We start from the raw sequence: 11,520 nt of genomic DNA, 5'->3' as shown, positions 1-11,520 counted from the left end.
GCGTGGCGAAATTAGTGGGATAAATCCCGTAGAATTTGCTGAAAACGGGCAGCGTGGCGAAAATAATGGGATAAATCCCATAGAATTTGCGGAAAATTGGCTGCGTGGCGAAATTAGTGGGATAAATCCCATAGAATTTGCGGAAAACGGGCTGCATGGCGAAATTAGTGGGATAAATCCCGTAGAATTTGCCGAAAACGGGCTGCATGGCGAAATTAGTGGGATAAATCCCGTAGAATTTGCCGAAAACGGGCTGCATGGCGTAATTAGTGGGATAAATCCCGTAGAATTCACAAACAGCTGTCTGTAGTAGGTACAAATGTTAATATATTCTCCCCTGCCGCCGCTTAGTGCATCTATAAGGAATTGAACGAATTTCCAGTTAATAAGCTAACGAACCAAGGAACACACTTTCAACCCCGAACCCCGAACCCCGAACCCCGAACCCCGAACCCCGAACCCGTTCATGAGTTAGGTACTCCTGAAGGCTCCTCCACAGAAGCTTAGAATTTAATGCTGAACCCCTTAAAGGCATGGATGCCGGTACCGAACCGGATCAGTTCCTTCTCCTGCAAATAATGAACCGCAAGCTTCACTTCCTCCAGAATCTCCGGCTTTAGCCCCAGCGTATTGTGCGAGCCGAATACCCTCGTGACCCCCGGAATTCCCGCTATCCGTTCCAGAGAGTTGACCAGATCCGCAGGACTGGTAGAAGGATAAAAGGCATAAACAGGCGTTTGATCATACAGTAGATCACCTGTGAATAAAAAACCCGAGAGTTCCTCTAAAAAGCATAAATGCCCCGGCGAATGACCCGGAGTATGGTACACTTTCAAGCTTCGGCCTCCCAAATCAATGACCTCGCCATCCTTAAGCAGTCCGGCCGGTATACCTTGATAAGGTGTGTAAGTCTCCGGATTGAATCCTTCCGGTAACGGCTTGCTCAAATCCCGCCGTATATCTTTTCGAATCTGTTCAATTGTTAAGCCTTGGATGCCGTGAATGAGCCAATCCCGGTCATCCTCATGAACATAAATATCCGCGAACAGCCCGTGGCACCCGATGTGATCGGTATGGACATGGGTGGTGAATATATCAACAGGCAAAGATGTCAGCTCGTCCGTAATCTTACGGATATTGCCGATTCCGAGGCCGGTGTCAATCAGGACGGCTCTCCTCTGCCCGATCAGCAGAAAGGAATGAACCTTCTCCCAATGCCCGTATTCGCTGATAGCAAAGGTGTCCTCATCAATCCGCTGAACCGTAAACCAAGGATCCTTAAACATATATATACCTCCCCAAGTGACATTGTCTACGAGTAGCATAAAGGGCCACAGGTAACAGTTTCAAGATTTATCCAAACAAAGCCTTGACTCTGGAAAATACAGGACATATACTGTGTATATAGATATATACAGTAAGCACAGAGCTATACACACTGAATCTGTATATTCTCTGAATTAAAGTGAGGTTGAGGCAGCATGACAACAATTAAACAGGCCTGGATTATTGTTAGGAGTGACTTCCGCGGCGATAGGCTGAAGCTGGTGTGGGCACTTCTTGGGGCAGTCGTATTAATGGGGTATATGGGGATGATGACCGGAATGGTCACAGATGACGTACTGGGCGAAGGGGAGGGTAAGGTTCTTGCCGACTTTATGCTCGTTACCGTCATTCCTATGCTGGGCTTTACCTTCTCCAGACGGACGATGAAGTATGTGATGGAAGATTCCTATACCCGGATGCTGGCCTACATGCGCAGTTTGCCGGTTCCATCTGCAGTGATCCTCTGCAAAAGAAAGCTTCATATGGTGTTCTCTTTTTCGCTGAACGGAGTACTGTTCTTCGGCCTGATCTATACCCTTAGCTCCGATATGCGGCACGAGCTCCCTCTGCCGGCCTATCTGACCTTCGCCTTGACCTGGGTCGGCTATGGTCTGATCGTTACGGGGTTGTTCATTTTCATTGAACTGCTGACCAGCGGCAAAGCCTACTGCGGATGGCTCTTTCTTTTCATGCTGCTGTCCATCATTGCTGCTCTACTCATTAGTCTGGCTGGAGAAAACTTGTTTCTGTACACTGCGAACTACTCTAAGGAGTGGGGGCTGTTGTCCCCGCTGATGTGGGGAACGCTGCTGCTGGGAACTGCATCGGTGCAGCTGTTCTCCGCATGGACGATTCAACGGCTTAAGAGCCGCGATCTCGTATGAGAGGGCGGTGGTAAATATGTGGATACCCATTCAGATTAACGAAAATAGCGCTGAGCCGCTGTACCATCAGATTGAAACACAGCTGCGGTCACTCATTATCAGCGGCGGAATAACAGAAGGTACACTGCTTCCTTCGATCCGCGAATTTGCCGGAGATCTGAAGTGCAGCGTCATTACAGTCCGCCGGGTCTATCAGGATCTGGAGAATGAAGGGCTGCTGCGGACCCGGCAGGGAACAGGTACCTTCGTCTCCCATGTGGGGGAAGGCGCCATGGAGGAATACAAGCTGGACGCCGTCAGCAAAGCAGTGGAAAGTGCCGTCGATGTCGGGTTGTCCGTGCAATGCAGTGCAGAAGAGCTGACCCGGATATTTACGGACATAGTGAAGAGCAAATATAACAAACAGGGATGAAGGGTGGAGTCATTGCATGGTACAACAGGCCATAGAACTGCGGAATGTAAGCAAGAAACGGCGTAACCGGATGATCGGACCGCTTAATCTGAATCTCCCGCAGGGCTATATAACCGCACTAGTAGGCCAGAATGGCTCCGGCAAAAGCACACTACTGCACATGCTGATGCAGCTGAGCTTCCCTGAAGAGGGCGAGATTCGCTGGTATGAAGAGGCGCACGGGAAGGGGATGCCGCTCGCCCTGCGGCAAACCATTGCCTATGTCCCGGAGAACTCGCAGAGCGAAGAGAATCTATGGACAGCGGAAGAGGCAGCTGAGTTTCGAAGTCAGTGGTACCCGGCATGGAACCAGCAGTATTTCGAAGAATTACTGGGCAGATTCGAGGTGCCGCAAGGGGCAAGGCTGGGCAAAATGTCCAAGGGTGAGCGCCGCAAGTTCGAGATTGCCGCTGCGCTGGCAGCGCGGCCCAAGCTGCTGCTGCTGGATGAGCCGTCTTCCGGTCTTGATCCTTTTGCCTGGAAGATCCTGATAGAAGCACTGCGTAAATATATGGATGTGACTAACGCAACTGTGCTGATCTGTACCCACATCATCGAGGAAGTACGGAGGCTGGCCGATTATATTGTGCTTATGCACCATGGGCAGCTGCTCGGCATGGCCGAGAAAGACAGTCTGTTCGGCTCCTGGAACGAGGTCTGGGTAAATGCTGCAGATGAGGAAGAACTGCAGGAATTGGCGGCAGAATTGCCGGGTGTTCTTAATCTCAGCTGGGAGCAATCTGGAATGGTTTCATTTATTACCCAGAAATTTCATCAAAATGAGAAACGTATCCAACAACTGGGCGTAAAGGTTATTAAGAGCCGGGCTCTGGAATTGGATGAAATACTCAGCTTATGGACACAAGGGCATTGTCCAATCCTGATCGACCAGAAGAGAGGGGACTAACGATGGAAGCTTTGAAGCTGGAACAGGTAGTGAAGCAATACGGTGACAAAACGGCAGTAAACAGAATTAACCTGAAGGTGGAGCAAGGCGAAATTTATGGGCTGCTGGGGGCCAACGGCGCCGGCAAAACTACAACAATGCGCATGGTGCTTGGTCTGATTTATCCTGATGAAGGGAAGATTTTATATAACGGCAAGCCGTTCAACAACGAGCTGCAGCACCTGATGGGCTATCTGCCGGAAGAGCGCGGCCTGTACCCGAAGGTGAAGGTCAGCGAGCAGATCATCTATCTGGCCCGGCTGCGCGGCATGGCGGCAGGTGATGCGGAGAAGAGCCTGCGTTACTGGCTGGACCGCTTCGAAGTGCCGGAATATTACAACAAGAAGATTGAAGAGCTCTCCAAGGGCAATCAGCAGAAAATGGGCTTTATTGCTGCCGTGGTACATAAACCGCAAATTCTTATCCTCGATGAAGCCTTTAGCGGATTGGATCCGGTAAATGTAGAGCTCTTAAAGGACACTGTCAGAGAGATGCGCGATCAGGGGACGAGTATCCTGTTCTCTACCCACCGCATGGAGCATGTCGAAGAGCTGTGCCGGAACATTACCATCCTTGACCGTTCCAATACAGTAGTTCAAGGCGATATCCGCGAGATCAAAAAGGGCTATCCGCGCGAGGAGGTATTCCTGCGGACGGTTGGAGAAGTCTCCGGACTGGAGGGAATCGCCGGGGTAACCGCAGTGCAGCGGCAGGAGCGGGGCTATGTGCTGGCGATCAGTGAGATTGGGGCAGCGCAGCGGATTTTGCAGCACGCCGTGCTTGCCGGTGAAGTTGAACATTTCGAAATCAAGGAACCGACGCTAAACCAAATCTTTATCAGAGCGGTGGGTGAATCCAATGAATAAGCTGGGACCGATTATCGGATTTACATTCAAAAATAAGGCACGGACAAAATCTTTTACGATCACAACGCTGATCATCGTGCTGCTGATTACTATTGGTATGAACATTCCTTATTTTATCGATAAGTTCAACGGGGACGATGAAGCCGGGGCTGCACGCATCGGAGTTGTTACGGAAGTCGGAACCCCGGTATCGGAACTCCTGCTGGCCTATACTGCGCCGGAAGATTCCGAGACCCAGGTATTGCTTGAGTCTTATGCGTCTGAGGAGGACGCGGCGCTTCTAAAGGGAATCAAAGAGGGCGATATTAAAGGTTATCTCACCTTCGGCACTGCTGCTGGCGGAGGCATTCCCCCGGTTACTTACCACAGCAATGAAGGAGAGCTCGACGGAGATATTCAGAGCTATCTGCAAGCTGCCCTGCAGCAAGTCAATACGCAGCTGATTACGGAAGGAAAGCTGACGCAGCAGGAGGTGTCCGCCATATTCACGCCAGTCACGATAGGGACACAGCAGATCGGCGGAGGAAGCGGAACTGACGGTGGCGGTCAGGATGAATCTGCACCAGCGATCAATTATGTGATTGTCTATGTACTGCTGATGCTCTTCTTCTTATCGATTATGCTGACCGGCAATATGATTGCCGCTGAGGTCACAGCAGAGAAGAGTTCGCGCATTATGGAAATTCTGATTACGAGCGCTTCACCGCTGAGCCAGATGTTCGGCAAGGTGCTTGGGGTGTTCCTGGTCGGGCTGCTGCAGATTGCCATCATTGCCGCGAGCATTGCGGCGAACCTGCTGCTGCCGCATAACTCGGGTATTCTGACGGATTTCGATCTTGACTTGAGTCAACTTAATGTAGGCATTCTGGTTTACGGCCTCATCCTCTATATTCTGGGCTTCTTCCTGTATGCGCTGATGTATGCCGCTGTAGGCTCGATCGTGAGCCGCACCGAGGAGCTGGGCCAGGCAAGCATGCCAGTGATGATGCTGGGTTTTGTGAACTACTATATTCCGACCTTCAGCGTATCTGCACCGGACACACTGCTGGTTAAGATCGCCAGCTACGTACCGTTCACTTCACCGCTCAGCATGCTGCTGCGGATCGGTGTCGGGGATGTGGCTGTATGGGAAATCGCAGTTTCACTGGTTATTCTGCTGGTCACTATCTTCCTGTTAGGCTGGCTGGCGGCCAAAATCTACCGCACAGGTGTCCTGATGTATGGTAAACGTCCTAGTATCAAAGAGATTAGAAAAGCAATGAAGGCATACAAAATTTAAGGAGTGGAAATTTTGGATATGAGTAGCCATTATAGTTCGGACAGTTCAAGGGAATAAATCGGACAGAATCGCCACACATGTTCTAGACATATTGGACCCTTGATTTAAAGGAAAACATTGATAAATCAAGGGTTTGCTTTCTTAAAGTTCGATAAAGGTAAAATAGACTACTGTGAGAAAAAATCAGTATACTGTATAAAAAAGCGGTTATTTATAAGCCGGATAACTCGTTGGATTTTGAGGTTATTAGGGGCTAATTGAAGTGATTAATTTAGATTCAACTATAATACTTAATATTATTTATATTAATTTTTATTAGGGAGTGGATAAAATGAATAAAAAACAACAGCAAAACGTAGCTGCATTATTTTTGGCATCTTTCTCATCTATTATTTGCAGTCAATTCATACAATCTAATGGAAGTAATCTAATGGATTTTTCGCAAGGCGTACTAGCCGGCTTAGGGACTGTAGGTATGCTACTGACTATCGTAAGCATTGGAAGGTACAATAAACGTAGCGAATAATACGATCTTATTTAAACTAAAGAGCTCATCCAGAGTCGAAATGTTTTGATTATTGGATGGGCTTTTTGGTGCTTTACAAGCAACGAAACTGTCTACTATTCTTCGGAGAAAACATAGTACGCTGCAGAATCTGAAGCAAACGCGGAAAAGCTGCAGTTGAAAAATAGAGTAAATGTTAGAAGAATGCCTAAACCGTAAGCCCAATTTTTCTTAATTATAATGTTCTCCTATTCATATAATTGAAATCAAAGGCAGGCTAATCCATTCTTGTAATATGAAAATGTTCAGCGACAACATAAAGGGAATGTTCTGCATTAACGAACAGCAGGATTTGTTCCGTTCCTGTATCGGAGTGGATAAACGGATAGGACTCGAGCGTAACCTGCATGGACTCCTTTTCCAGCACCTTGCGGTAAATATCTGCAATTTCCTGAGGCCCAAAGGTAAGTGTAATAAGGCCTTGAGTGAAACCTGGCTGAACAGGCAGAAAATCATGAATTCTATTAACAGCATTATATTTATTTAGAAAATTAGAAAGTTCTTTAAAAAGCTGACCATAAATTTTTTCGTTTTCCGCCATCTTTTTTGGACCTAAAATCCAAAAGTAGGGTTTGTTGTATTTAAATAAAACCGGATGATCTCTCAAAATACGCAAATAAAGAAATGAGCTGCTGATTCCAAGGTTGTTATCACGTACATCCTCGCAAATAATGCTCCAGGAGGCATGCTTTCCTACAGTTCTTCCGTAAACCTCCTTGTACATGGTTAGGGTGAGGTGCAAGTCGTTGTCTACCCGTACGGCTTGATCAATAGAGAAATATCCCTCACCTTCTGTTAATTCATTTAGTGCATCAATAATTTGTTGAATCAAATAAATAACCTCCTTGTTATGAAATAGAACTGACATTGCTCAAATCCGTTATCAAGCATACCTCATCCCGTCATTAAATGAATGGAAGAAACTTGTTCAAATATAATATATTAGGAAGTGTCTGGAAACTAAATAACATGGTAAGATTTGAGAACACGAATGGCATTACCGGAATGCTTATGGCGATCGTATTCTTTGGCAAGTATTATAAGCGCAGCCATTAAGTTAATAATTCGTTCCAGGGACAACGATTTAAAGGCACCTCCGCAGTTAATGCGGAGGTGCCTTTTTGGGCACAGCGGCTAAGGGACCCACTAAAACTGGTGATCCGGCCGTTTATAGTGTACCTTAATAGTAAGGAGTGGTGATTTTGAAATTAAACATAAAAACCCCCGTGCTGGTCACGGTCTCCATTGTACTGATCATAGTAAGCAGTATGCTTAGGCCCGAAGGCTCAACAGTGCTGGGCGCGCTGCAGACTTTGCTGCTTGGTCTTGGAATCCTGGGATGCCTGATGGCTTTTCTGCGCTTTACTAAGAGCGCCACTGTTAAGGGCAAAGATGCAGACAAAGGCAAGAGCAAAAATAAGGGCAACAGTAAGGGCAAGTAAGCTAATAAAGCCGCAGCGGATTGCTGCGGCTTTATTGGTGAAAGAATCAGAAGAACAGGCGCGCCATTTACACAATAGACAAATTAGCCTGTGATCTCAGCGGCTTCTGCCCCGCCGTGTGCTCACGAACCTGCCGGAGCTGAGCTTTCAGCGCCGGCAGGCTCTTACCGAGAATTGTGCCGATTTCGGGCAGCGGAAGCAGCAGTCCATACCATAGCGCTTTTACGAGCTGATCGTCCCACGACAACTCTTTAGAGTTGCGCAGAGTCCGGCTCTTCGCGGATTTTGTGCATTGCAGGATGCACTCCCGGTAGGCTTCTACCGGAAAGTCGGCTGCTTTGAGCTTTCCTTTGCAATAAGGCTCATACAGTTTGTTGAAGGTTACGGCCGTCACCCGCTCAGCTTCACTGCCCTTCCCGAGCAGAATGGAGCTGAGCGCAAGGACACCTCCGCTGTACTCCCGGATATATGGCTCAAATCCGGCGGCAGCGGCCGGCTGCGGGGATAAAAGGTCAGGCATGTCAGCACGTTCCTTCCTCGATTAAGAGATAGACAAGATAGAGAATTACAGTGTCTAACTTAAATGTATAGCGGTGCGCAAAAAACCGCAGGCAGAGGAGAACCTCTGCTGCGGTCCGGATACAGGCGGAAACAGGCCTGATGCCAAAACGTGGCGGAATCAAGGGGCTCTCTCTATACACTTACGAGGTTAGCTGCAGGATTCGGGCGGTGAGAGTCGCCCTACCTGGTGAGAATGCGGGAGTCGCAGTCTCCTCAGGATTCACCCCATGGCCGTATCAGCCGGATGGTTCCCCCGTTTCCCGCTGGGCGGGAATTCAGCGTTCGAATATCATTATTTTTGCGAATCGATTCAACACGAATCATACTCTTTCCGGCATGTCTTTGTAAAAAAGCAAAGGGATTCTCTAATTGCGGATTAGCAGGGAATTGCGGCGGGAACAAGGCTGCGCTAGTCGAAAAGACTATTTATCAGCGTTTATCAGGTCATTTTCTCGCTCAGGCGTCATCTTTTGATTTTTAATGAAAAAAGACAAGAAACGCTGTAACCCCTCCGAAAGATTTATGAACTAGCATTCTTTATCTGCTTTTGCTAACCCTTCAGAAAAGCAGGGAAATAAGAGGATTAGGGAGAATAAAGCTTAAGTAAGCGCTATTAGTCGGAAATCATCTCTTTTAATGCATTATTTGGGCGCTATTAGCGTTTTACAACCGATCCTCGTAGAAGGTATGATTACATCTGTTTAAGCACAATTAAATAAGCAATCCGCTTAATCTCCGTCTATGGAGAGCGGGGGAACCAGACAACCGGAAGCCGATCGTGAGAGGCGGAACCGGTTATGGGGTGAATCCTGGGAAACTGCGAGAGCTGAAAAAGTCTCGTATGGTTAACAGGTAGGGCGACTCTCAACGCCCGAATCCGGCAGCTAACCTCGTAAGCGTAGTGTAGAGAGGATAGGCGCATTGTGACCGTTTATTGGACCACAAAGGGAATCCTTTGTGGTTTTTTGCTGTGTCCGTATAGATGAATTCCGGCGACGTAAGCCGAGAGGGGGAGAAAATGATGGACGGCCAGGAGGAATATGTGCTCATTTGCGCTCCGACGAAGGCAGGGGAACAGTTTGTTAGAATGCTCCAAATAAAAGGCTGCCGGATAGCAGGGCTTGCCAACAATCCTTCTGAGCACGCGCGGCTCCGGGAGCTGGGGGTTGAGGTTATTTTTGAGGTCGATACCCGGCATCTGAACACTTGGCTTAGGCCGACGTTTGCCGTAGGCAGAATTTATCTGTTCGAGAGCAGTGTGGCTTTATGCTGCCGTTATGTGCAGATGTGCCGGACGTGGACCACGAAGCCTATCTTTGTCATTACCACCTCCATGAATCCTAGACTGGTATACAAAGGGCTTGGGGCGGACCATGTCATCTATACCCATAGCGGGAATGTGGGTCATCTGGTAGCAGATTGTGAATATTGAACCAGGGAAGAGACGTATAAAGCGGATGTATCGAGAAAATAAAGTATTTAGACTGACGATGCTTCATTAAGCTCCCTCGAAGTGATTCAATTTCCTAACGGGAAACGATAGTTCAACACACTTGGAGCAGTTTGCCGACGGCAGCTGCTCCATTTTTCGTTCCGCTAACGGGCAGTTTAGCAGAGTAAACGGTATGATCTTCTATTAAAAAATAGGATTATCATATAACTCCGTTGATAATTAAAGTATACTTTTATTAGATATAGTGGTGTGAACCGTAGCATAAATGACAGATCCGGCTATCGCGCTACATACGTTCCGATAATCGGACAAAAATAAGATTGAAAGTCAGAAGATGGGGGCAAGTGTTCAACGCCATTATAGGAGTGAAATCTATTTAGGAGGACTTCTATTGAGCTATGATTTGATGGTTTTCGAGCCGTCCAGGGCACCGAGGGAAAGGCAAAAATTTATAGATTGGTTTGATGAGCAAGTAAAATGGTTGGAAAATCATGAATATAATGATCCTTCGGTCTGCTCAGAGTCGTTGCAGCGCTTGTACAGTAAATTATCGGAGCATTTTCCCAATATGAATGTAGATGATGAGATTTTTGAAGCTATGGAGGAAGCCGGAACTGAAAACCGGTTAACCGACTACTCACTGGGCTCCGCCGTGATCTATGCGGCTTTCCCTTATTCCGTAGCTAAGGAAGCATATACTACGATCTGAAATTTGGCTATAGAACACAAGGTAGGATTTTTTGATGTTAACAGCAAAGACGGCGAAATTGTTTTCCCTGATTGATAAACTGCGGCAATATTCGCTAATACCCGTTTCGTGCCATCCGGCGCATAAACAAAAGAGTCTTCTGTACTTAGCCATCCATAGCAAGCCTAACAATGGAGATTACCCATTTAACCTTTCCCGTTTTGGTATCTGCTGAGTTTCTTTGCCAGGGACAAAGAAACCCTCTAAGAAAATCAAATAAAGTAAAGGGTTTTACATATTATCCATGACTAATTATCCATGACTAAGATGGGAACCCCTTTACTTTTAACTATCGTTCCCCGTTTGTAACAATCGAAGTAAGCTACTTTATTGCGAAACGGATCCAATCCCCTCTCTCTTGACATTTAGTTACACTTAATCTAGAATGGAAATGTAAGCAAGCACTTGCATTAAAAAAGAGGAGGATTCATGAGCGCTAATCCAACTACTGGCGAGAAAATATTGCTGGCAACCATCAACCTCATGGCCGAAAAAGGATATGACAGTACAACTACCAAAGAAATCGCATTAGCTGCCGGAGTGAACGAAGTCACCATATTTCGGCATTTTGGAACGAAAGAAAAACTGCTTGAGGCCGCTTTCAACCGGTTTCACTACGGCAATGAGATGACAAAGCTTTTTAACGAGGAGCTTAAAGGAAATCTGCATGAGGATCTTCTTACACTCAGCCGAACTTACCATAACATCATGAATAGGAACAGAAAACTAATTTCAATCTCACTAAAAGGAAGTAGTACTCTTCCTGATTCAATTCTTCAAGAGGCTTCCAACAACCCCAAGCATTTAAAAAACCTGCTCGCAGAATATCTAACTATCATGTCATCACAAGGCAAAGTTGTCACTTCAAATCCTGAAATCCAAGCATTATTGTTCATGTGGATGAATTTTGGAGCATTTATCAGTAGACTAAATGCGAAAGAAGCGGTTTCGGATGAGACGCTGAACGAATTTATTGAAGAAAGCGTACGTTTATTTACT

The 11,520-nt window shown here is 46.9% G+C and carries 14 protein-coding genes and 2 riboswitches; of the genes, 11 read left to right on the top strand and 3 right to left on the bottom strand.

Translation table 11 applies throughout. From position 1 onward, the window contains the following. Nucleotides 1–310: hypothetical protein (locus AQR02_RS32655; RefSeq protein WP_159067838.1), on the top strand; the 310-nt coding region annotated here is incomplete at its 5' end. 193 nt (nt 311–503) lie between these two features. Here AQR02_RS32655 and AQR02_RS24920 read toward each other — a convergent pair. Continuing rightward, a complete protein-coding gene (locus AQR02_RS24920; protein WP_054943097.1) occupies nt 504–1,286 on the bottom strand; it encodes an MBL fold metallo-hydrolase in 783 nt (260 codons plus the stop codon). 195 nt (nt 1,287–1,481) lie between these two features. Here AQR02_RS24920 and AQR02_RS24915 point away from each other — a divergent pair, with 195 nt between their 5' ends. From AQR02_RS24915 to AQR02_RS31595, 6 genes are all read left to right on the top strand, one after another. Next, a complete protein-coding gene (locus AQR02_RS24915; RefSeq protein ID WP_054943096.1) occupies nt 1,482–2,210 on the top strand; it encodes a hypothetical protein in 729 nt (242 codons plus the stop codon). A gap of 16 nt (nt 2,211–2,226) precedes the next feature. Then, nucleotides 2,227–2,622 carry a GntR family transcriptional regulator gene (locus tag AQR02_RS24910; RefSeq protein ID WP_054943095.1) on the top strand — a complete coding sequence of 132 codons (396 nt, stop codon included), beginning with the start codon at nt 2,227–2,229 and terminating at the stop codon, nt 2,620–2,622. Nucleotides 2,623–2,638: 16 nt separating this feature from the next. Continuing rightward, entirely contained in the window at nt 2,639–3,568 is a 930-nt protein-coding gene (locus AQR02_RS24905; protein WP_054943094.1) for an ABC transporter ATP-binding protein, read from the top strand. Between the two features lie 2 nt (nt 3,569–3,570). Continuing rightward, the gene (locus AQR02_RS24900; protein ID WP_054943093.1) at nt 3,571–4,473 is read left to right on the top strand and encodes an ABC transporter ATP-binding protein; all 903 of its coding nucleotides are present in this window, start codon (nt 3,571–3,573) and stop codon (nt 4,471–4,473) included. Beyond that, nucleotides 4,466–5,752, top strand: a complete 1,287-nt coding sequence (locus AQR02_RS24895) for an ABC transporter permease (RefSeq protein ID WP_054943092.1) — start codon at nt 4,466–4,468, stop codon at nt 5,750–5,752. Before AQR02_RS24900 ends, AQR02_RS24895 begins: the two co-directional genes overlap by 8 nt. A gap of 331 nt (nt 5,753–6,083) precedes the next feature. After that, a complete protein-coding gene (locus AQR02_RS31595; RefSeq protein WP_082452070.1) occupies nt 6,084–6,278 on the top strand; it encodes a hypothetical protein in 195 nt (64 codons plus the stop codon). Nucleotides 6,279–6,534: 256 nt separating this feature from the next. On the opposite strand, the gene AQR02_RS24890 is transcribed toward AQR02_RS31595, so the two are convergent. Next, nucleotides 6,535–7,149, bottom strand: coding sequence for a hypothetical protein (locus AQR02_RS24890; RefSeq protein ID WP_054943091.1), 615 nt, complete (start codon nt 7,147–7,149; stop codon nt 6,535–6,537). Nucleotides 7,150–7,519: 370 nt separating this feature from the next. Here AQR02_RS24890 and AQR02_RS24885 point away from each other — a divergent pair, with 370 nt between their 5' ends. After that, nucleotides 7,520–7,759, top strand: a complete 240-nt coding sequence (locus AQR02_RS24885; protein WP_054943090.1) for a hypothetical protein — start codon at nt 7,520–7,522, stop codon at nt 7,757–7,759. Between the two features lie 67 nt (nt 7,760–7,826). On the opposite strand, the gene AQR02_RS24880 is transcribed toward AQR02_RS24885, so the two are convergent. Further along, nucleotides 7,827–8,279: a hypothetical protein gene (locus AQR02_RS24880; RefSeq protein ID WP_054943089.1), complete on the bottom strand. Its 453-nt coding sequence runs from the start codon at nt 8,277–8,279 to the stop codon at nt 7,827–7,829. A gap of 164 nt (nt 8,280–8,443) precedes the next feature. After that, a riboswitch (cyclic di-AMP (ydaO/yuaA leader) is annotated at nt 8,444–8,611 on the bottom strand. A 424-nt stretch (nt 8,612–9,035) separates the two neighbouring features. Next, a riboswitch (cyclic di-AMP (ydaO/yuaA leader) is annotated at nt 9,036–9,236 on the top strand. Nucleotides 9,237–9,341: 105 nt separating this feature from the next. On the opposite strand from AQR02_RS24880, the gene AQR02_RS24875 reads away from it, so the two are divergent. The 3 genes from AQR02_RS24875 to AQR02_RS24865 all read left to right on the top strand — a co-directional run. Next, complete coding sequence (locus tag AQR02_RS24875; RefSeq protein ID WP_054943088.1) at nt 9,342–9,752, top strand: hypothetical protein; 411 nt, start codon at nt 9,342–9,344, stop codon at nt 9,750–9,752. A 412-nt stretch (nt 9,753–10,164) separates the two neighbouring features. Further along, nucleotides 10,165–10,482 carry a hypothetical protein gene (locus AQR02_RS24870; protein ID WP_054943087.1) on the top strand — a complete coding sequence of 106 codons (318 nt, stop codon included), beginning with the start codon at nt 10,165–10,167 and terminating at the stop codon, nt 10,480–10,482. 468 nt (nt 10,483–10,950) lie between these two features. Continuing rightward, nucleotides 10,951–11,520 (top strand): TetR/AcrR family transcriptional regulator (locus AQR02_RS24865; protein ID WP_082452069.1); only part of this gene is annotated, 570 nt, incomplete at its 3' end.

It is taken from the genome of Paenibacillus ihuae (genome assembly GCF_001368795.1).
Taxonomy (GTDB): domain Bacteria; phylum Bacillota; class Bacilli; order Paenibacillales; family Paenibacillaceae; genus Paenibacillus_AQ; species Paenibacillus_AQ ihuae.
Note: the sequence above shows the minus strand (reverse complement) of the source record. Positions and strands in the feature narration are given on the sequence as shown.